The 20,372-nt window shown below is 67.0% G+C and carries 22 protein-coding genes; 7 read left to right on the top strand and 15 right to left on the bottom strand.

Annotated elements, in window-relative coordinates:
- The first annotated feature begins 2 nt into the window (after positions 1 to 2).
- Together A5759_RS01250 and pe are read left to right on the top strand one after the other, a co-directional pair.
- Complete coding sequence (locus A5759_RS01250; protein ID WP_068192945.1) at positions 3 to 1,715, top strand: AMP-binding protein; 1,713 nt, start codon at positions 3 to 5, stop codon at positions 1,713 to 1,715.
- Positions 1,712 to 2,845, top strand: a complete 1,134-nt coding sequence (gene pe / locus A5759_RS01245; RefSeq protein WP_068192865.1) for an acyltransferase PE — start codon at positions 1,712 to 1,714, stop codon at positions 2,843 to 2,845. The genes A5759_RS01250 and pe overlap by 4 nt, the downstream gene beginning before the upstream one ends.
- A gap of 13 nt (positions 2,846 to 2,858) precedes the next feature.
- Here pe and A5759_RS01240 read toward each other — a convergent pair whose 3' ends face one another.
- Complete coding sequence (locus A5759_RS01240; protein ID WP_068192862.1) at positions 2,859 to 3,527, bottom strand: GAP family protein; 669 nt, start codon at positions 3,525 to 3,527, stop codon at positions 2,859 to 2,861.
- A gap of 183 nt (positions 3,528 to 3,710) precedes the next feature.
- Between A5759_RS01240 and A5759_RS01235 the strand changes: the two genes are divergently transcribed.
- Complete coding sequence (locus tag A5759_RS01235; RefSeq protein ID WP_068192861.1) at positions 3,711 to 4,199, top strand: flavin reductase family protein; 489 nt, start codon at positions 3,711 to 3,713, stop codon at positions 4,197 to 4,199.
- Between the two features lie 53 nt (positions 4,200 to 4,252).
- On the opposite strand, the gene A5759_RS26035 is transcribed toward A5759_RS01235, so the two are convergent.
- The 5 genes from A5759_RS26035 to A5759_RS01215 form a co-directional block, all read right to left on the bottom strand.
- The gene (locus A5759_RS26035; RefSeq protein ID WP_094292676.1) at positions 4,253 to 4,414 is read right to left on the bottom strand and encodes a hypothetical protein; all 162 of its coding nucleotides are present in this window, start codon (positions 4,412 to 4,414) and stop codon (positions 4,253 to 4,255) included.
- A 198-nt stretch (positions 4,415 to 4,612) separates the two neighbouring features.
- Positions 4,613 to 5,365, bottom strand: a complete 753-nt coding sequence (locus A5759_RS01230; protein WP_066848028.1) for a succinate dehydrogenase/fumarate reductase iron-sulfur subunit — start codon at positions 5,363 to 5,365, stop codon at positions 4,613 to 4,615.
- A complete protein-coding gene (locus tag A5759_RS01225; RefSeq protein WP_066848025.1) occupies positions 5,362 to 7,278 on the bottom strand; it encodes a fumarate reductase/succinate dehydrogenase flavoprotein subunit in 1,917 nt (638 codons plus the stop codon). The genes A5759_RS01230 and A5759_RS01225 overlap by 4 nt, the downstream gene beginning before the upstream one ends.
- Before the next feature lie 33 nt (positions 7,279 to 7,311).
- Entirely contained in the window at positions 7,312 to 8,151 is an 840-nt protein-coding gene (locus A5759_RS01220) for a hypothetical protein (protein WP_068192858.1), read from the bottom strand.
- A 45-nt stretch (positions 8,152 to 8,196) separates the two neighbouring features.
- Complete coding sequence (locus A5759_RS01215; RefSeq protein ID WP_064349304.1) at positions 8,197 to 8,490, bottom strand: hypothetical protein; 294 nt, start codon at positions 8,488 to 8,490, stop codon at positions 8,197 to 8,199.
- A 112-nt stretch (positions 8,491 to 8,602) separates the two neighbouring features.
- Between A5759_RS01215 and A5759_RS01210 the strand changes: the two genes are divergently transcribed.
- Together A5759_RS01210 and A5759_RS01205 are read left to right on the top strand one after the other, a co-directional pair.
- Entirely contained in the window at positions 8,603 to 9,361 is a 759-nt protein-coding gene (locus A5759_RS01210) for an isocitrate lyase/phosphoenolpyruvate mutase family protein (protein WP_068192855.1), read from the top strand.
- 10 nt (positions 9,362 to 9,371) lie between these two features.
- Positions 9,372 to 9,665 carry a hypothetical protein gene (locus A5759_RS01205; protein ID WP_068192853.1) on the top strand — a complete coding sequence of 98 codons (294 nt, stop codon included), beginning with the start codon at positions 9,372 to 9,374 and terminating at the stop codon, positions 9,663 to 9,665.
- 52 nt (positions 9,666 to 9,717) lie between these two features.
- Here A5759_RS01205 and A5759_RS01200 read toward each other — a convergent pair whose 3' ends face one another.
- A complete protein-coding gene (locus A5759_RS01200) occupies positions 9,718 to 10,152 on the bottom strand; it encodes an Hsp20/alpha crystallin family protein (protein WP_068192850.1) in 435 nt (144 codons plus the stop codon).
- A gap of 210 nt (positions 10,153 to 10,362) precedes the next feature.
- Between A5759_RS01200 and nirB the strand changes: the two genes are divergently transcribed.
- Together nirB and nirD are read left to right on the top strand one after the other, a co-directional pair.
- A complete protein-coding gene (nirB, locus tag A5759_RS01195) occupies positions 10,363 to 12,918 on the top strand; it encodes a nitrite reductase large subunit NirB (RefSeq protein ID WP_068192942.1) in 2,556 nt (851 codons plus the stop codon).
- Positions 12,915 to 13,262 carry a nitrite reductase small subunit NirD gene (gene nirD, locus A5759_RS01190; protein WP_066848012.1) on the top strand — a complete coding sequence of 116 codons (348 nt, stop codon included), beginning with the start codon at positions 12,915 to 12,917 and terminating at the stop codon, positions 13,260 to 13,262. The genes nirB and nirD overlap by 4 nt, the downstream gene beginning before the upstream one ends.
- 85 nt (positions 13,263 to 13,347) lie before the next feature.
- On the opposite strand, the gene A5759_RS01185 is transcribed toward nirD, so the two are convergent.
- From A5759_RS01185 to A5759_RS01150, 8 genes are all read right to left on the bottom strand, one after another.
- A complete protein-coding gene (locus tag A5759_RS01185; protein ID WP_068192848.1) occupies positions 13,348 to 14,028 on the bottom strand; it encodes a sirohydrochlorin chelatase in 681 nt (226 codons plus the stop codon).
- Entirely contained in the window at positions 14,025 to 15,173 is a 1,149-nt protein-coding gene (locus A5759_RS01180) for a uroporphyrinogen-III synthase (protein WP_068192845.1), read from the bottom strand. The genes A5759_RS01185 and A5759_RS01180 overlap by 4 nt, the downstream gene beginning before the upstream one ends.
- 186 nt (positions 15,174 to 15,359) lie before the next feature.
- Positions 15,360 to 15,929 (bottom strand): GNAT family N-acetyltransferase, encoded by a 570-nt coding sequence (locus A5759_RS01175; RefSeq protein ID WP_068192843.1) that lies wholly within the window; start codon positions 15,927 to 15,929, stop codon positions 15,360 to 15,362.
- Positions 15,930 to 15,955: 26 nt separating this feature from the next.
- Complete coding sequence (locus A5759_RS01170; RefSeq protein WP_068192840.1) at positions 15,956 to 16,843, bottom strand: 5-oxoprolinase/urea amidolyase family protein; 888 nt, start codon at positions 16,841 to 16,843, stop codon at positions 15,956 to 15,958.
- Positions 16,840 to 17,520, bottom strand: a complete 681-nt coding sequence (locus A5759_RS01165; protein WP_068192839.1) for an allophanate hydrolase subunit 1 — start codon at positions 17,518 to 17,520, stop codon at positions 16,840 to 16,842. Before A5759_RS01165 ends, A5759_RS01170 begins: the two co-directional genes overlap by 4 nt.
- A gap of 75 nt (positions 17,521 to 17,595) precedes the next feature.
- Positions 17,596 to 18,279: a queuosine precursor transporter gene (locus tag A5759_RS01160; RefSeq protein WP_068192836.1), complete on the bottom strand. Its 684-nt coding sequence runs from the start codon at positions 18,277 to 18,279 to the stop codon at positions 17,596 to 17,598.
- A 12-nt stretch (positions 18,280 to 18,291) separates the two neighbouring features.
- Complete coding sequence (locus A5759_RS01155; RefSeq protein WP_068192833.1) at positions 18,292 to 19,209, bottom strand: ABC transporter substrate-binding protein; 918 nt, start codon at positions 19,207 to 19,209, stop codon at positions 18,292 to 18,294.
- 13 nt (positions 19,210 to 19,222) lie between these two features.
- Entirely contained in the window at positions 19,223 to 20,335 is a 1,113-nt protein-coding gene (locus A5759_RS01150; RefSeq protein ID WP_068192831.1) for a YeiH family protein, read from the bottom strand.
- Positions 20,336 to 20,372: the final 37 nt, after the last annotated feature.

The following is a 20,372-nucleotide window of genomic DNA, read 5'->3' as shown; positions in this document are numbered from 1 at the left end:
CGATGCTGCACGGGCGTGCGAGCCTGCGTCCCGACGACGTCGCCTTCACCTTCACCGAATACTCGCGCGACCCCGCAGGTGTGCGTGAAACCCTCACCTGGTCGCAACTGACGCGGCGCGTCGTGAACGTCGCGCACGAACTGCGGCGGCACGGGTCGGTCGGCGACAGGGCGGTGATCCTTGCCCCACAGGGCCTGGAGTACATCCTGGCGTTCCTGGGATCGATGCAGGCGGGGTTCATCGCGGTCCCGCTGCCGCTGCCGCACCCCGGTTCTGGGCATGACCGGGTGAGTGCGGTGCTCGCTGACACTGCGCCCGCCGTCGTCCTCACGACGTCGGTCGCTGCGAGTGACGTCGGTGACTTCATCGATCGATCGCCGCTGGACATGGTGCCGAAGCTGGTCGAGGTCGACTCGCTGGACCTCGACGCCGAGGGGCCCAGCGGGCTGGAACCGGGTGAGCTGCCGAACATCGCGTACCTGCAATACAGTTCCGGATCGACGAGATCGCCTACGGGAGCAGAGATCTCGCACCGCAACCTGACGGTCAACTTCGAGCAGCTGATGCGCGAGTTCTTCGCGCAGTCGCCCCTGCCGCCGGACGCCACATTCGTGTCGTGGCTGCCCTTTTACCACGACATGGGACTGATGCTGGGCGTCGGCTTGCCGATCCTCAGCGGCCGTTCCGCCGCACTGACGCACCCGACCGCGTTCCTGGAGAAGCCGTCCCGGTGGGTACGGGCGTTGGCCGAGAACCCGCACGCGTTCTCGGGGGCACCCAACTTCGCGTTCGACCTGGCCGCCCGCAAGACCACCGATGCCGACCTGGCGGGACTCGACCTCGGCGGGGTACTGGGCATCATCAACGGCGCTGAACGTGTTGAGCCGGCCACCTTGGAACGTTTCGTCGACCGGTTCGCGCACTTCAATTTTCGCGACCATATGCTGCGCCCCGCGTACGGTTTGGCCGAGGCGACGGTCTTCGTCGCAGCGGGAACCTGGGACGAGTCGTCGGCCGCGGTCGGCTTCGACGCTGAGGAACTGGGCGCCCGCCGCGTCCGGCCCTGCGCGGCCGGGAAGGGCGCGAAACTGGTCAGGTATCGGGTGCCGCAGTCACCGTTGGTGCGCATCGTCGACAGCGGAACCCGCCGAGAGTGCACGCCCGACACGGTCGGCGAGATCTGGGTGCACGGCGAGAACGTCGCGGCCGGCTACTGGCGAAGGCCGCCGGACGACCAGAGTTGTTTCGGTGCAACGCTTGTCGATCCGTCCGCCGGTACTCCGGAGGGGCCGTGGCTGGCCACCGGCGACCTCGGATTCGTCTACGGTGGCGAGTTGTTCATCGTCGGCCGCATCAAAGATCTGCTGATCATCCGCGGCCGTAACCACTACCCCGAGGACATCGAGGCGACGGTGCAGGAGATCACCCGCGGTCGGGTCGCGGCGATCGCGGTGTCGGCGGACGGTGGCGAGAGGCTGGTCACCGTCATCGAACTGAAGGAGCCGACCGGTTCGGCCGAAGGTGTGGAGGAGCGGTTCGAGACGCTGAAAAGCGATGTCACGGCGGCGATTTCCAATGCGCACGGCCTCAGCGTCGAGGATGTGGTGCTGGTTTCCGCCGGTTCGATTCCCACGACGACGAGCGGCAAGATCCGGCGCGCCGCCTGCGTCGAGCGATATCAACAGGGCCGGTTCACACGATTGGACGTGAGATGAAGCGGTTTCTCGCAATCGGCGCCGCCGTGGCAACACTCGGTGGCGCAAGCTGTTTGGGTGTGGGGATCGCGGTGGCCGACGAGCCGCCTCCGCGGCCCGGCCCGTCGGGCGACGGTGCACCGCCTCTGGGCACGCCCGGTCGCGCGTACGCGATGGGCGGTGCTCATGTGCTGGGTATCCCGTACGACGAATACATCATGCGTACCGGCGCCGACTGGTTCCCGGGATTGGACAGGCAGATCGTCGACTACCCCGCCGGACAGGTGCAGGGGCACACACTGGAGCGGTTGTTCCCCGGTATCGGCGCGTTGGGGGATCGCTACGTGCCCGGACTCGGGCTCGACGGGCCCAGCGTCGGCGAATCGGTCGACGTCGGCGCGCCGAACCTCATCGACGCCATCAAGGCGGGCGGGCGCGGAACCGCGATCGGTCTGTCTGAGGGTGCGATGGTGCTCAACGACGTGCAGGCGAGGTTGGCATACGACCCCGCCGCCCCGCCGCCGAACGAGCTGAGCTTCGCGATGTACGGGGACCCGGTGGCTCGGCACGCCTTCGGCGAAAGCTTTCTGACCCAGATGTTCCCCGTCGGCAGCGTTGTGCCGTCGCTCGACTACCGCATCCCGCCGCCGGTCGAAAGCCAATACGACACTTATCAGTTCATCTCCGCGTACGACAGCATCGCCGACTGGCCCGATCGCCCGGACAACTGGATCTCCGTGGCCAACGCGATCGTCGGATTGGCCACCGGTCACACCGCGGTCGCGTTCACCGATCCGAGCATGGTGCCGCCGCAGAACATCCGGACGACCGTCAACTCCCGCGGCGCGAAGACCACGACGTTCATGATCCCGGAGGAGCATCTGCCGCTGGTGCTTCCGTTCAAGTACCTCGGTGTTGACCAGGAGACGCTGATCAAACTCGACGCGGTGCTCAAGCCCTACGTCGACGCGGGTTACTCGCGTCATGACAACCCGCTCACCGCGCCGATCACCGTCGACCCGGTCAACGGCTACGACCCCGCCGAGGTCACCGCACCCGCGACCCAGGCCGCGTTCGGTGGCGGTGCCGACCCGGTCTCGCAGCTGCTGGCCGGGATGCAGTACGTGTTGAACAACCCGCCCCAGGGCTGACGGCGCTGGTGTCTCAGAGGCCGGCGAACCCGACCGCAAGCAGCGCGCAGCCGATCACGGCGAGCAGTGCGCCGACTCCGCGACGGCCTTGTGAGCGCAGCCAGTCGTACAGCGTTGACAATGCGGCGCGGGTGCGGTCCGGAGCCACCAGGTAGCACAGCAGCGGGATCTCGACGAGCGCGAACGCCACCAGGTTGAACAGCATCAGGGCGCCCAACTGAATCGCGGTGGCTGCGCCGGAAGCGACGATCAGCGCCAGCGCGGCGAGGTAGTCGACGGACGGCAGCGCGATGCCAAGACCGGCGACTCCCGCCGTCCACAGCGACCGGCCCTCGAGCACTCGGCGCGCCCGGCCGGCGAGCGGTCCGGCCCTGGCCTCGGCAAGCGCCGCCACGTCGCGGCCGCGTGCCCACACACCCGTGACCACCAGCGCCGCGTTCAGCAGCAGGACCGCGCCGACCACGATCTGCACCATGGGCAAGGTGAAGCGAGCCGACCCCAGCGCGGGGCGCAGCACGAACAACACGACGACGCCCACGGCCGTGCCCATCGCGAAACCCCCGGCGAGGAAGGCCAGTAACTGGCGGGTCGGGTGCGGGCGGTTGAGCATCAGGACCGTCATGCCGACCCGAAACGGCTCCAGGCTGACCGCAACGGCCATCACCAGAAGCGGAATCCACATATGTTTCGTCGGTCCCCGGGCCTACCGGTCATCCGCGGGCGGCTCGAGCATGGGCGTCACGTTACCGGTTGTGTTCACGACGATTCCGACCCTCACCGGGTGCCGCGTCCACGACGTATCGCGGTCCGGTCAGCGGGCCGGACGTGGCCGCCGCGTGCGGTCGCGTGTGAAGATGGACGGGTTATGAGCGCAACTGATCTGAGCCCGGCGACGCTTCGCGAAGCGTTCGGGCACTTCCCGTCCGGTGTCATCGCGATCGCCGCGGAGATGGAAGGCACCCGTATCGGACTGGCCGCGAGCACGTTCGTTCCGGTCTCGCTCGACCCGCCGCTGGTGTCGTTCTGCGTCCAGAACACCTCGGAGACCTGGCCCAGGCTCAAGGAAGTCCCGTCACTGGGGATCAGTGTGCTCGGCGAGGCACACGACGAAGCCGCGCGGACGCTGGCCGCCAAGACCGGTGATCGTTTCGCCGGCCTGCACACCGTGTCGCGACAATCCGGCGCGGTCTTCATCGACGGCACCGCGGTATGGATGGAAAGCGTGATCGAGCAACTCGTCCCTGCCGGCGATCACACGATCGTGATCCTTCGGGTCTGCGACATCACGGTGCATGCCGACATCGCGCCGATCGTGTTCCACCGCAGTACGTTCCGTCGCCTCGGCAACGGCTGATCTGGGTGCACTACCGGTCGCTCAGCGATCGGTGATGCACCAAAGCCGTCGGATCAGGGCCGCGCGCTGAGCTCCTCGCGATACCCGGCCACCCGTCGCTCCAGCTCGTCGGCGTCGGCGGCTCGGCCTTCCTTGCGGGCGAGGACCGCGCGGGTGCTGAGCTCGCGGATCGCGGTGCGAATGTCGTTGATGCTATGCGGGTGTCGAAGTGCCACGATGCAACCTTTCGTCGTTGATTGGCCGCTACCCGCAGGGTACCTGCGGAATCGTGCCCGTCAACGGCTCCTGCCGACGCCCCGCCGCACGGCGGAGAGCCTTAACAGGTTGATCGCACGCACCTCGTGCATGCGATCAACCCGTCAGTGAAGTTCCCGGCTCCTACCGTCGCCGGCTCAAGCTGTTCGTTCCGGCTCCTACCGTCGCCGGAAAAGCTTGTCGCCGAGCCACACCACCGGGTCGTACTTGCGGTCGGCGGCCCGCTCCTTCATCGGGATCAGCGCATTGTCGGTGATCTTGATGTGTTCGGGGCAGACCTCGGTGCAGCACTTGGTGATGTTGCAATAGCCCAGACCATGCACTTCCTGTGCGTCCTCGGCGCGCCGCTCGTGCACGTCGAGCGGATGCATGTCGAGTTCGGCCTGGCGCATCAGGTACCGCGGGCCGGCGAACGCCTCTTTGTTCTCCTCGTGATCGCGGATCACGTGGCAGACGTTCTGGCACAGGAAGCACTCGATGCACTTGCGGAACTCCTGTGACCGGTTGACGTCCTCCTGCGCCATTCGGTATTCGCCGGGCTGCAGGTCCTTCGGCGGCGTGAACGCCGGGATCTCCCTGGCCTTCTGATAGTTGAACGACACGTCGGTCACCAGATCGCGGATCACCGGAAAGGTGCGCAGGGGAGTCACGGTGATGACCTCGTTCTCGGCGAAGGTCGACATCCGCGTCATGCACAGCAGACGGGGCCTGCCGTTGATCTCCGCCGAGCAGGATCCGCACTTGCCTGCCTTGCAGTTCCAGCGCACGGCCAGGTCGCCGGTCTGGGTCTGCTGCAGCCGGTGGATGATGTCGAGCACGACCTCACCCTCGTTGACCTCAACCGAGTAGTCCTGCAGCGCGCCGGCGTTGTCGTCGCCACGCCACACTCGCATCTTTGCCTGGTAGCTCATGCGTCTCTCCTAGACGAGTGGTTGGCGAGTTCTTCGGGGGTGAAGTACTTCTCCAACTCTTCGATGTCGATCAGCTCCAGCAGGTCGTCGCGCATCGGCACCTGGTCCTGCCTGGTGATGTCGATGTCGGGAACCACGGTCTCACCTTCGGCGCGGCACACCAGCAGCGTCTTGCGCCACTCGGATTCCATCGACGGATAGTCGTCGCGGGTGTGCCCGCCGCGGCTTTCGGTGCGCTCCAGCGCGGCCTTGGCGATGCACTCGCTGACCAGGATCATGTTGCGCAGGTCGATGGCCAGGTGCCAACCCGGGTTGAAATGTCGGCCACCCTCGACCCGGACCCGCTTGTACCGCTCGCGCAGCTCCTTGAGCTTGTCGATGGCCTCGGTGATCTCGTCGGATTTACGGATGATGCCGACCAGGCTGTTCATCGTGTCCTGCAGGTCCAGCTGCAGGGTGTACGGGTTCTCGGCGTTGTCACCGTTGGACGGGCCCTCGAACGGATGCAGCGCCAACTTGGTCGATTCCTCGACCGCCGCGTCGGATACCGTCGGGCGCTCACCGAGCGCGCGCACGTAGTCGGCCGCGCCCATGCCGGCGCGCCTGCCGAACACCAACAGGTCCGACAGCGAGTTGCCACCCAGCCGGTTCGAGCCGTGCATGCCGCCCGAACACTCACCCGCGGCGAACAGTCCCGGCGTCTTGGCCGCACCCGTGTCCGGGTCGACCTCGATGCCGCCCATGACGTAGTGGCACGTCGGCCCGACTTCCATGGGCTCTTTGGTGATGTCGACCTCGGCCAGCTCCATGAACTGGTGGTACATCGACGGCAGCCGCCGCTTGATCTCCTCGGCCGGCAGCCGCGACGCGATGTCGAGGTAGACGCCGCCGTGCGGGGTGCCGCGCTCGGCCTTCACCTCGGAGTTGATCGCACGGGCCACCTCGTCGCGGGGCAGCAGGTCAGGGGTGCGCCGCGCGGAGTCGTTGTCCTTGAGCCACTGGTCGGCTTCCTCCATGCTCTCGGCGTACTGGCCTTTGAACACCGCCGGGATGTAGTCGAACATGAAGCGCTTGCCATCGGAGTTCTTCAGCACTCCGCCGTCGCCGCGCACACCCTCGGTGACGAGGATGCCCTTGACGCTGGGCGGCCAGACCATGCCGGTGGGGTGGAACTGGACGAACTCCATGTTGATCAGAGTCGCGCCCGCCCGCAGTGCCAGCGCGTGGCCGTCGCCGGTGTACTCCCATGAGTTCGACGTCACCTTGTAGGACTTGCCGATTCCACCGGTCGCCAACACCACTGCCGGCGTCTCGAACAGGACGAAATTGCCGCCTTCGCGGTAGTAGCCGAACGCGCCCGCGATCCGATCGCCGTCCTTGATGAGGTCGGTGACCGTGCACTCGTGGAAGACCCGAATGCGCGCCTCGTAGTCGCCGAACTCCTCTTTGTCTTCCTGCTGCAACGAAACGATCTTCTGCTGCAGGGTGCGGATGATCTCCAGGCCGGTGCGGTCACCGACGTGCGCCAGCCGCGGATAGGTGTGCCCACCGAAGTTGCGCTGGCTGATCTTTCCGTCCTTGGTGCGGTCGAAGAGCGCGCCGTAGGTCTCCAGCTCCCACACCCGGTCCGGGGCTTCCTTGGCGTGCAACTCGGCCATGCGCCAGTTGTTGAGGAACTTCCCGCCGCGCATGGTGTCCTTGAAGTGGACCTGCCAGTTGTCCTTCGGGTTCGCGTTGCCCATCGCCGCGGCGCAGCCGCCCTCGGCCATCACCGTATGGGCCTTGCCGAACAACGACTTCGTGATCACCGCGACCTTCAGGCCGCGTTCGCGGGCCTCGATGACCGCGCGTAAACCCGCACCGCCGGCGCCGATCACGACGACGTCGTAGGAGTGCCGTTCCAGTTCCGCCATTAAGAAAACCTCACTACCGATTGAATTAGGCGCTCAGCCAATGAATCTCAGGTCAGAGATGGCACCGCTGGCCACCAACATGATGTAGAAGTCGGTCAGCATCAGCGTGCCGAGGGTGATCCACGCATACTGCTTGTGGCGCACGTTGAGCCTGCTGATCTGGGTCCACATCCAGTACCGCACAGGATGTTTGGAGAAGTGCTTGAGGCGGCCGCCGGCGACGTGACGGCAGGAGTGGCACGACACCGTGTACGTCCACAGCAGGATCACGTTTCCGACGAGAATCACGTTGCCCAAGCCGAATCCAAAGCCCGAGGGCGAGTGGAACGCCGCGATCGCGTCGTAGGTGTTGATCAGCGAGATGAGCACGGCGATGTAGAAGAAGTAGCGGTGGGTGTTCTGGATGATCAGCGGCAGCCGCGTCTCGCCCGTGTAGTGCGCCCGAGGTTCCGGCACCGCACAAGCCGTCGGCGACTGCCACACCGACCGGTAGTAGGCGCCGCGGTAGTAGTAGCAGGTCAAGCGGAACAGAAGCAGGAACGGCAGCGACACCGCCGCGTACGGCAGCCACCACACATCGGGGAGGAACTGGCCGAAGTGGCTGGACTCCGGGATACACCCGGACTGCTCGGCTTCGTTCCACTTCGCCAGACACGGCGAGTAGAACGGCGTCAAGTAGTGGTAGTCGGCTACGTAGTACCACTTCTGCATGAACGCCCGCACCGTGGCGTAGATCAGGAAGGCCGCGAAGCCCAGGTTCACGATCAGCGGTGACTGCCACCACCGGTCGGTGCGCAGCGTGCGTTGCGGAATCTCGGCACGGCTCGGCGAAAAGACGCCGGTCGCCTTGCGGTCGGCGGTGGGTGCGCTCACTGTTGCCTTTCGGTGTTGAGTTGTCCCGGTGCCCGGGGGTCCGCGTCAGCGGACGCCGCCGAGCCCTTCGTCATCGACGCCGCGCCAGAAATCGGTGTCGTACTGGGTGTCCGGGATCGGGATGCGGTCTCCGGCGTGGTGGTGCACCACGCCTCGGGCCAGCTCCAGCTCTTCGGCGTCAATGTCGAGACGGTCGATGTCGTTGAGGATGCGTTCGGCGTCGTTGACGATCCGACGCGTCGCGGGGGTGTCCCCGTACCTCGACGCCAACGATGTCACGCACCGCCGCAGGCTTCCGATTAGCTCGTGCAGCTCGGCAAGTTCGGTAGTGCTGGACAATTGACCTCCTTGGGCTGAAGGGTGTCAGGCATCACAGTACGACACCCGATGCTAGCTCCATCATGCAGTGCACCGTGAGACAGATCACGTCAAACTAAAAGGAGACGGCCCGATGCCCGACCAAGTCCTCAAAGAGCGAGCCGAGGCCCTGCTGGCCTTACACGTACCGGGGAACCCGGTGATCCTGCCAACCGTCTGGGACGCCTGGTCGGCCCGGCTGGCGGTCGACGAAGGATTTGCTGCGCTCACCGTCGGAAGCCATCCGCTGGCCGATTCCGTCGGTAAACCGGACCAGGAGGGCATGTCGTTCGACGACGTGATCGCCCGCGTCAAGCAGATCACCGCTGCCGTCGACGTGCCGGTCTCGGTCGACCTCGAGTCCGGCTATGCCCAGCCGCCCGCGCGGCTCATCGACGGCCTGCTGGAGGCGGGCGGGGTCGGGTTCAACATCGAAGACACCGTGCACAGCGAGGATGGCCGGTTGCGCTCGGCGACCGAGCACGCGGAACTCGTCGGCGCGCTGCGTGAGGCGGCGGACGCGACCGGCGTGCACGTGGTGATCAACGCGCGCACGGACTTGTTCCTGCGCCAGGACGGCGACGAGTCCGACCGGGTCGATCGCGCGATCGCGCGGTTGACCGACGCCGCCGCCGCAGGAGCCGACGTGCTCTACCCCGTCGGCCGGCATGATCCGGACACGTTGCGGCGCTTGACATCCGAGTTACCTCTGCCGGTCAACGCGATCGGGCTGCCCGATCAGGACGACCCCGCGTCGTTCGGGCCGCTCGGTGTGGCGCGCGTCAGCTTCGGACCGTTTCTGCAGCGCGCGCTGTCGGCACAGGCCAAGGAACTGTTGCAGCGCTGGGTCTAGGACGAAAGACATGCCCGACGACGATTTGAACTGGCAGGACGACCAGTCGCTGGTGATGGCTGCAGGCGTGGCCGCGGCGGTCCTGGTGGCGATCCTGATCTACGCGGTGGTCCGCACCTCGGACGCGGCCAGGGTGCCCGCTTCGGTGCCGCCGCCGGCGGCGACGTCGATTCCGCTGTCGTACACCACCACGACGACGACCACCCCCAGCTACACGATGCCGAGCGTGGAGACGACCGAGATCAGGGCACCGGAGCCACCGCCGACCACCACCGCCGCGGCCCCCACGACGACCGAGGGTTGAGACGACGAAGCCGGTGGAACCGAAGTTCCACCGGCTGCCGTATCGAGGGTGCTTACTTGTTTTCGATCGCGATGCGCTGCGTCTGGCGGCCCTTGTGGGCGTCGGGGATCCGCACCGTCAGCACACCGGTGTCGTACTCGGCCTTGATGTCCTGGCCGGTGACGTGCTCGGGAAGCTTGAACGATCGACGGAACGACCCGTACCGCACCTCGCGAAGCGTGCGGCCATCTGTCTCTTCGGACCGCTCGTCGCGACGTTCGCCGTGGATCACGAGGTAGCCCCGGTCGACCTCGACGTTCACATCCTTCTCGACGTCAAGGCCCGGGAGCTCGACGCGGACGAGCGCGTCGTCGCCCTCCCTGACGATTTCGGCGGCGGGGGTGAACGCCCCCGCGGCCCAGCTTTCAGGGGTCGCGGGACCGAAGAAGTCGCGTACCCAACGGTCCAGATCCCACGTGGGACGAGTGCGTAATGCCAAAGTGCTCATGTCTGCCCTCCTCGCTGTCGAACCGGCACTGTGCCGGTTTCTCAACCAGTAAAACTTGAGTCATCCACGCTCATATTCCACCAGCTCGTTCGCCGCGAGCGAAGCCGCAGCATCGGGCTCACAGCGGCCGCCGGTCGATGTGAGCACACCGTGATCGCTGCTTCACACGAGGCGACATTGCGGCAATATCGGCTGCTTAGCGTCGGCGGCATGCGGTCAACAAGAAACGTGGTCGTGGTCGGCCACGGCATGGTCGGGCACCGATTCGTCGAGGCGTTGCGGTCCCGTGACGCCGACGGCCAGTGGCGGGTGACGATCCTCGCCGAGGAGGCCGACGCCGCCTACGACCGGGTCGGGCTCACCGGGTACACCGAACACTGGGACCGCAGCCGGTTGGCGCTCGCGGGCAACGACTACCCGGATGACGAGCTGGTGGAGCTGCGGCTGGGCACGCGGGTCACCGGGATCGACCGGACGGACAAGGCGGTGCTGACCGCCGACGGTTCCCGGATTCCGTACGACGCCTTGGTGTTGGCGACCGGCTCGTATGCGTTCGTGCCGCCGGTGCCGGGCCGCGATCTGCCGGCCTGCCACGTCTATCGCACCCTCGACGACCTCGACGCGATCCGGGCAGGCGCCGAAACGGCACTCGCGTCCAAGGCGCCCGTCGGCGTGGTGATCGGCGGTGGCCTGCTCGGCCTGGAAGCGGCGAATGCGCTGCGCGCGTTCGGGTTAAAGACCCACGTCGTCGAGATGGCGCCCCATCTGATGGCCGCACAGCTCGACGAGGCAGGCGGCGCGCTGCTGAGCAGGATGGTCAAGAGCCTGGGCATCGACGTGCACACCGGTGTGGGCACCGAAACCATCGCGCCGGCACAGCGCAACCGGCCGCTGCGCAAATCCGACCAGGACGACTCAGTGCGGTTGTCCCTCAACGACGGAAGCCATATCGACACCGGCCTGATCGTGTTCGCCGCCGGCGTGCGCCCGCGCGACGAACTCGCTCGCGAAGCGGGCCTCGACATTGCCCAGCGCGGTGGTGTGCTGACCGACCTATCCTGCGTCACAAGCGATCCCGACATCTACGCCATCGGCGAGGTGGCCGCGATCGAGGGCCGCTGCTACGGGCTCGTCGGCCCCGGCTACACGAGCGCGGAGGTGGTGGCCGATCGCCTGCTCGGTGGCGCCGCCGAGTTCCCGGAAGCCGACATGTCGACCAAGCTCAAACTGCTCGGCGTCGACGTGGCGAGCTTCGGCGATGCCCAGGGCCACACGCCCAACTGCTTGAACGTCGTGGTCAACGACCCGGTCAAGCAGACCTACGCGAAGCTGGTGCTCTCCGATGACGCCAAGACCCTGTTGGGCGGGATCCTCGTCGGTGACGCGTCGGCCTACGGTGTGCTGCGTCCGATGGTCGCCAGCGAGCTGCCCGGTGACCCGCTGTCGCTGATCGCACCCGCCTCCGACGGTGACGCACCGGGTTTGGGCGTCGGCGCGCTGCCCGACATCGCGCAGATCTGCTCCTGCAACAACGTCACCAAGGGTGACCTGAAGGAGGCGATCAGCGGCGGATGCGCCGACGTGCCCGGCCTGAAGAAGTGCACGCTCGCGGGCACCTCCTGCGGTTCGTGCGTGCCGCTGCTCAAGCAGCTGCTGGAAGCCGAGGGCGTCGAACAGTCCAAGGCGCTGTGCGAACACTTCTCGCAGTCGCGTGCCGAGTTGTTCGAGATCATCAGCGCCACCGAGATCCGCACCTTCTCCGGTTTGATCGAGAGGTTCGGCACCGGAAAAGGTTGCGACATCTGCAAACCGGTGGTGGCGTCGATCCTGGCCTCGACGAGCAGCGAGCACATCCTCGACGGGGAGCAGGCCTCGCTGCAGGACTCCAACGACCACTTCCTGGCCAACATCCAGCGCAACGGCAGCTACTCGGTGGTGCCACGGTCGCCGGGCGGTGAGATCACACCGGAGCAGCTGATCCTGATCGGCGAGATCGCCAGGGACTTCGGCCTGTACACCAAGATCACCGGCGGACAGCGCATCGACATGTTCGGCGCCCGCGTCGACCAGCTTCCCGAGATCTGGCGCCGCCTCGTCGACGGCGGGATGGAATCCGGGCACGCCTACGGTAAGTCGTTGCGCACCGTCAAGAGCTGCGTCGGCTCCACATGGTGCCGCTATGGCCAACAGGACTCCGTCGACATGGCCGTCGAAATCGAGAAGCGCTACCGCGGGCTTCGTGCACCACACAAGATCAAGATGGCGGTGTCGGGATGCGCGCGCGAATGCGCGGAGGCGCAGAGCAAAGATGTCGGCGTCATCGCCACCGAACAGGGTTGGAATCTTTACGTCTGCGGCAACGGCGGCATGTCGCCCCGGCACGCGCAGCTGCTGGCCGGCGACCTCGACGACGAGACGTTGATCCGCTACATCGACCGGTTCCTGATGTTCTACATCCGCACCGCCGACCGGCTGCAGCGCACTGCGCCGTGGCTGGAGGCGATGGACGGAGGACTGGACCATCTCCGCGATGTCGTCTGCAACGACTCCCTGGGCCTGGCAACCGAATTCGAGGATGCGATGGCCCGCCACGTCGAGGGCTACGCCTGCGAATGGAAAGGCGTGCTCGACGACCCGAACAAGCTGTCGCGGTTCGTGTCTTTCGTGAACGCCCCCGACGTCGCTGACCCCACAGTCGAGTTCACCGAGCGGTCCGGCCGCAAGGTGCCCGTCCCCATCGGAATGCCGAAGGTGCCCCAAAGATGACAACCCTCAACGACATCCAGGTCTGGACGACAGCCTGCCGCTACGACTTCCTGATCCCGAATCGCGGGGTCGGCGTGTTACTCGCCGACGGCAGCCAGGCGGCGCTGTTCCGGCTGGACGACGGGTCGCTGCATGCGGTCGGCAACATCGATCCGTTCTCAGGCGCGGCGGTGATGTCGCGCGGCCTCGTCGGCGATCGCGGCGGCCGACCGACCGTGCAGTCACCGATCAAGAAGCAGGCCTTCGCGCTCGATGACGGCGTGTGCCTCGACGATCCCGAGTTCTCGCTGCCGGTCTACCCGACGCGCCTCACCGCCGACGGTCACGTCGAGGTCCGCGGCTGACCCCTACCCGTCTTGCGCGAAATTGCATTCCAGCAGCGAAAGTTCGAGTGAACACCTGCTGGAATGCCATTTTGCCGGCGGTGAGTCAGGCTGCCAGCGGAACGCGGGCGCGGCGGAACCGGTTGGCGATCAGCCGCACCATCGCGGGATGGGTGCCCAACGGGTCGGCCACCGCATCGGCACCGCTGGCCCGCAGCCGGTCCTGAAACAGGCCCTCGGCCAACAGGTACGAGGCCACGACCACCCGCCGCGCACCGTCGCGACGCAGTCGTGCCACCGCGTCGGCAACGCGCGGCTCACCGGTGGCGGCGTACGCGAGTTCGACCCGCTCGCCGATCACCGCCGACAACAACGCCGACGTCTGGCGCAAATCAGATAATGCACCGGGATCGGACGTTCCCGCCGCGGCTAACACCACCGAATCGCCCGGCCGCCAGCCGCACTCGATCAAGCGATCCATGAGTACCCGCGTCAACGCGGGGCTGGGTCCGAGCGCCTCGGACACGGTCACGTCGGGATGTCCACTGGCCGCGACGTGTGCGGGGATGTCGACGTTGACGTGATATCCGCGCGCCAGAAATGCCGGCACGAGGATCGTCCGAACGGACAACGTCTGCAGCACTTCGCTCGGTGTCGGGCCGAGAACATCGACGAACGCGACGTGGACCGGGGCGCCGAGCACCGTCGACACCCGGTCGGCGAGGTTTCCGATCAGCGCGACACCGCTCTGTTTTCGCGTGCCGTGCGCTACCAGCAGATAGCTCACGGCGCACTCACCAGGTTGTCCTCGACGGCCAGGCGGTAGCCGCGCTTGACGACGGTCGACACGATGTTCTTGTCGCCCAATGCCGTTCGCAGCCGCAAGACGGCGGTTTCGACGGCGTGGGTGTCGGTGCCAGTGCCGGGCAGAGCCCGCAGCAGGTCCGCACGCGACACCACCGCTCCCGGCCGGTGGGCGAGCGCGCGGATCGTCGCCATGCCCGCCGGCGACACCGGCTTGACGACACCGTCGACCAAGACGCACGTGCCGCGGATCTCGAGCACGTGTCCGGCCACCCGAATGGTGCGCGAGCACAACAGCGGCAGTTCATCGGTGATGTGACGGGCCAACGCCCCCAGCCGCATTCGCTCCGGAGCCGACGTCGGTACACCCAACCGAACCAGCGGGCGGGCGGTCACGGGGCCGACACACATGGCGTGCACGTCTCGGCGGAAGGCGGCGATCACCTGGTTCTCCAGGCCCATCTCCTTGGCCCGCAGCAACACCGACGCGACAGCGGGCGCCGACGTGAAGCTGACCGCATCGAACTTCTCGTCGGCGATGCCGGCCACCAGTTGGTCGAAGTCACCGTTGTGTGGCGCCGGATGCCACCGGTACACCCGGATCGGCACGACCTCGGCACCCGCGGCGCGCAACTCGTCGAGGAACTCGGGAAACGGGTCCCAGTCATCGGTGGCTCCGTGCAACTGCACCGCGATCCGCTGCCCGGCGATACCGCCCTCGACGAGGTAGTGCAGCAATTCGCGTGACGACTCCGAGTCGGGGGACCACTCCTCGGGCAGCCCGGCGGCGCGCAGCGCACCGGTCGCCTTGGGGCCGCGCGACACGACGCGCGCCTTCGCGAGCGCGGCGGTCAGATCGTTGGCCAGCCCCCAGCCGTCGGCCGCGGCGACCCAGCCGCGGAACCCGATGCCGGTGGTGGCGATCACGATGTCGGGCGGGACGTCGATCAGGCCCTCGGTGTGGGCACGCAGCTCGTCGTCGTCGGGCAACGGCACCATCTGGATCGCCGCCGCGCTGGTCACCGTCGCACCGCGGCGGCGCAGCAGTGCACTCAGCTCGTCGGCGCGCCGAGCGGATGTGACGGCCACCCGGAATCCGGTCAGCGGCGCCCAGTCCGGCTCAGTCATGGAACCTGTGTAAGCAGCGCATGTTTCCAAGTGATTACTTGGCCATTTCCGAGGCGTGTCGGCACCGCCCGCAGCCTGCAGAACGTCATGAAACCCGACGTTAACGAGGCGTTATTGCCTCAACGTGCCGCGCGGTGACCCCGCCGTGAAATTCCCCTCACCCGACACCCGGTGCGGGTGTGAGTCTCACCAGACGTCGCCGTCGCGCCAGTCGCAGGTGATCTCGGCGCTGGTGTCGAGTTCCACACTGACCGGCAGCACGAACAGTGCGTTGTCGTCGTCGGGAGTGCGAGTCAACCCGGCCGGTGCCAACACCGACGTCGGTCCCTGCCACGGCAGCCAACCGCGGGCGGTGTAAATGGGCCTGCCGGCTTCCGTCGCGCTGAGGGCCCCGAGCTGATACGCCCCGCGGATCACCTGCTCTGCGGCGTCCATCACCGCGCGAGCCAGGCTCTGCCCACGCCAGTCCTCACGGACCGCGACCGCTTCGACGTAACCGCACCGCAGCGCGGTTTTGCGGTACAGCAGCCGCCGCTGCACCACTGCCGCATGCGCGATCAGCGCACCGTGGTCGAAGATCATCGCGTGCATGCCGCCGAGCGAGTGCTCCCAGTCGACGTCGGTGAACGAGCCTTCGAAGGCGTCGATCACCATGCGCTTGGCGTCCGCGCGCGTCTCCGGGTCGAGGTCGGAGGTATGGATCAGCCGTGCGCTGTGGATGCGCACGACGGGAGCATACGGATCCTGAACATGCACACTGCTTTTCTACCAGCGCGGTGTGACTAACGGTCCCCGAACGGTCGGCGCGGCCGCGACCAATGCATCCGCACCGTTTGCCCGGGCCGCACCTGAGCGACCTTGTCGATGTCCTCGTCGGCGACCACACCGATCACCGGGTACCCGCCCGTGACCGGGTGATCCGGCCCGAGAATGACGGGAAAACCGTTCGGCGGCACCTGAATTGCGCCCCTCGTGGCACCCTCGCTCGACAGTTGCCGGTCCGGCCAGCGGTACTCGAGTGGCCCGCCGACCAACCGCATGCCCACGCGGTCGCTCTTGTTGGTCGCCTGCCAGTTCGTGCGAATCAATACATCCGGATCGACGAACCAGTCGTCGCGCGGGCCGGGCACCACCGTCAACTCGAGCACGTCGTCCTCGATGGCCGCGACGGGAGCCTGGTCGAGCTCGGGGAAGTCCTCGGTGTGCTCGCCGACGGGCAGCACATCGCCCGCCCGCAGCGGCTGCGGACCGATCGCCGACATCACGTCATACGACCGCGAGCCCAGCACCGGTTCGACGTCGATGCCGCCGCGCACCGCCAGATATGTCCGAAGGCCGGCGCGCGGCGCGCCGAGCGAGATCACCTCACCGTCGCGGGCGTAGTGAATGCTGTTGGTGCCGAACAACACTCCGTCGACCGAGGGATCGGTGTCGGCGCCGGTGACCGCGATCGCGATATCGTCACCGTGCACCCGCGCCGCCAGTCCGCCGAACGTCACCTCGATGGTGGCCCGATCGCCGGGGTTGGCGACCAGCCGGTTGGCCAGTGTGTGCGAGCTGCGGTCGGCGGCCCCGGAGCGGCCGACGCCCATGTGCGCCCACCCGGGCCGGCCCAGGTCCTCGACCAGAGCCAACGGACCCGAGCGCAGGATCTCCAGCGTCGTCGTCATGACTCGACCGCCCGGAACTGGACCCACATGCCGGACGTCAGCAGCGCCGGGTTGTCTCGGTCGATGTCCCACAGCACCGCTGAGGTGCGGCCGATCAGCTGCCAGCCGCCGGGCGACTCGCGCGGATAGACACCGCTGAACTCGCCCGCCAGACCCACGGCGCCGGCAGGCACCTTGGTCCTCGGCTCGGATCGCCGCGGCACCTCGAGCCTGCGGTCACCGCCGACGAGATAGGCGAAGCCCGGTGCGAACCCGCCGAACGCGACCCGCCACATGCTGCCGGTGTGTGCGGCAACGACGTCGTCACGGGTCAGCCCCGTCAGTCGGGCCACCTCGTCGAGATCGGGACCGTCGTAGACGACGTCGATGGTGAGGTCGGCGCGGCCGCCGGCGGGCGGTGTCAGCTCGGCCTCCGGATCGGCGTCGATGCGCAACCCGCCGAGACGCTGTCGCGTCGGCGCCTGATATCTGGGCTCGGCGAGCTTGACCAACACGGTTCGCGCGGCGGGCACGATGTCGACTACTCCGGGCAGGTCGGCCCGTCGGATCGCCTCGTTCCACGCCAGCACCTCGGCGGTGGTGCCGAACTCGAGCAACAGCGCCCGATCCCCGTAGTCGCGGATCGGCATCGCGCCGGCGCCCGGCACGTCACGTTCCATTTCGGCTGTCACGGTCATACCTGCGAAATTACCCGCGAGTAGCTTGCAATACGCCTGCTCTATGAGCCTTGCCAGAGGAGTTTTAGCGATGCCTCAAGCGGCGGGCCGATACGTCGGCTCGCGGCGCTTGATGAAGGCGATCACCCGGTACGTCACGGGCAGCACGACCACTTCCACCGCGGTCTTGTAGACCCATCCCAACGCGGCGTACACCCCGAACGAGCGCATGTCGCCGAATCCGATGATCGGTGCGGCGATGGCACAGAACACCAGCGTGTCCGCGAACTGGCCGACGACTGTCGAGCCAAGCAATCTGGCCCACAGGTGCTTCTCTTTGGTGCGTGCCTTGATACGCACCACCACCCAGGCGTTGACCAACTGTCCCACCAGGAAGCCGGCCAGCCCGGCGGCCGCCAACCCAGTGATGGACGCGACGGTGCTGGCAAGCGCCTCCTGGTTGGTGTAGTCGGGCGCAGCAGGGAGGTGCACGGTCGCCCACAACACGAGTACCGCCAACGCCTGCATGCAAAAGCCGATGATCACGGCGCGCCGGGCGGCTTTGAACCCGTATACCTCGCTCAACACATCGCCGATGACGTAGGTGAGCGGGAAGACGAGGAATCCACCGTCGGTGAGCAGCGGGCCGAACGCGACGCCTTTGGTGGCGGCGATATTGGAGATCAGCACCAGGCCGGTGAAGACCGCGACCAGCGTCGGGTAGTAAGCCGATCCCGTGGTCGCGAACCCGCGGTGTTCGGCCTCAATGTCGGCGGTCACCGCGCAATCTTCTCAGGCGAGGGCTTGGGCGATGCGCGCCGGCAGTTGGTCGGCTACCAGGGGATAGGACAGCGGTGAGGCGAAGGCGATCGCGCCCGCGAGTTCCTTGCCCGTGAAGACGTTCGCCGTGCCGCGCTCGGCGACCCTCGGCTCGGCCAGCAACGCGGACTGTTCCTCGTCGGACTCGGTGGCCCAGATCAGCACGTCGGCGCCGAGTCCGTCGGTGACGTTCAGGCCCATGGCGGTGAGGAACTCGGTGCGCCATGCGGGCGTCAGGGCTTGCGGTTCTCCGTTGTCCAGGCGGCCGTGCAACAGCGCCGCCGTCTTGCCCGCGAAACCGGGATTGCTCTCGGCGACCGCGATGAACTTGTCGCCGACGGCGACGAGCAGCGCCTGCATCTCGTCGTGTTTGAACACCGCCTGCCCGATGGTGGTGGCCTGTTGTTTCCACGGCTCGAAGAACGCCTCGGCACCGGCCTGCGCGACGGTCGGCGCGATCTCCGACAGCCTCGAGTAGGTGTCCGAATCGAGTCCGGCGTTGGTGGCGACGATGAGGTCGGGGTTCAGCCCTGCGATCTGGTCGACCTGAATGCCCTCGGCGAGGCTGAGCACGGCTGGTTGTGCAGAGCCGAGTTTGGCTCGCGCCCAGGGCCATACCGCGAACGGTTCACCTCCGAACCAGTCGGTCACCGCGACCGGTACGACGCCGAGCGCGAGCAGGTCGTCCTGCTCGGTCAAACCGGCGCTGACCACCCGCTTGGGCGGCGCGGGGATCTTGGTCTCGCCGAAGGCGTGCTTGACGGTGACGGAGCCGTCCTTGGCCACGGCGCCGGGTTTGTCCGAACCGCAGCCGGCCGTGAATCCCGCGGTGACGAGCGCCGCGCCGGCGGTCGTCGTCAGGAAGCCTCGTCGATTCAGCCCCGTGGCCACCCGGCGAGCGTAGCTAACCGACCTGGAAGTTCCCGAACAACACGACGGCCAGACCCAGTGCCACGACGATGTTCACCACGGTTGCCGAGGCGAACAACGCGACCGGTCGCCAACCGGCCTCCCTGAGTCCCCTCAGAGAGAACTCGAGACCGATCGCGACGAACGCGAAGATCAGGAACCACGTCCGCAGGTCGTTGACCGTGCTGATCACCGACTTGTCCCCGCCCCACGCCAGATACAGCGTGCCCACGATCGACGCGGCGACGAAGCCGAGCACGAATTTGGGGAAGCGCTCCCAGAACTGCCCGATCGACGGCCGCGCCTCGGCGCCCGATTTGCGCTCCACCTTCAGCGCGAAGTAGGCGGTCAGTGCGATTGCGACGACCCCGATCAGCGCATTCTGGGTGGTCTTGACGATCGTCGCGATCTGCAGCGCGTCCTCACCGGCGATGGCGCCGGATGCCGCGACGGCGGCGGTGGTGTCGATGTTTCCGCCGATCCAGGCGCCGGCCACCGCGTCGGAGAGGTTGAAAACGTCTGCCAGCCAAGGCAACAGGAAGATCGACGGTAGCGCGAACGCGATGACCAGAGATGCCGCGTAGGCGAGTTGCTCGCGTTTGGCCTGCACGGCACCTGCCGCTGCGATGGCCGCGCTCACCCCGCAGATCGACACCGCCGACGCGAGCAGCGCGCGCAGTTTGTCCTCGAGTCGCAGCACTCCGCCCAGCCACCAGGTGAAGCCGAAGACGATCGAGATCAACAGCAGCGCCTGGACGATGGCCGGTCCCGCCGCGGTGACGAGCACCTTGAGGTTGATCGATGCGCCGAGCAGCACCAGACCGGTCTTGATGAAGAACTCGGTGCGGAAACCGCGCGACAGTGCGTCGCGTAGGGCCAGGCGTGACAGCACGACGTTGCCCAGTAGGCCCAAAGCGATGGCGTAGACCGGAAATTCGATCGATTTCGCGACGCGTTCGAACGCGGTGCCGTCGGCCCACTGCGGCACGTGCGCTTCCAGGTAGCGCGTGACGGCCCCCAGCGCGAGCACCACGAGTACCCCGGCGACGGGGTAGCCGACCCCCGAGGGTGAGGTCTGCGGCTTCGTCGCGGTCGTCTGTTCGGTCACGGGATCACGCTTCCCGGGATCGCGCCCACCAGGACGA

The sequence above is a fragment of the Mycobacterium sp. 852014-52144_SCH5372336 genome (assembly GCF_001665615.1).
Lineage (GTDB): Bacteria > Actinomycetota > Actinomycetes > Mycobacteriales > Mycobacteriaceae > Mycobacterium > Mycobacterium neumannii_A.
This window is presented reverse-complemented; position numbering and strand designations above follow the sequence as displayed.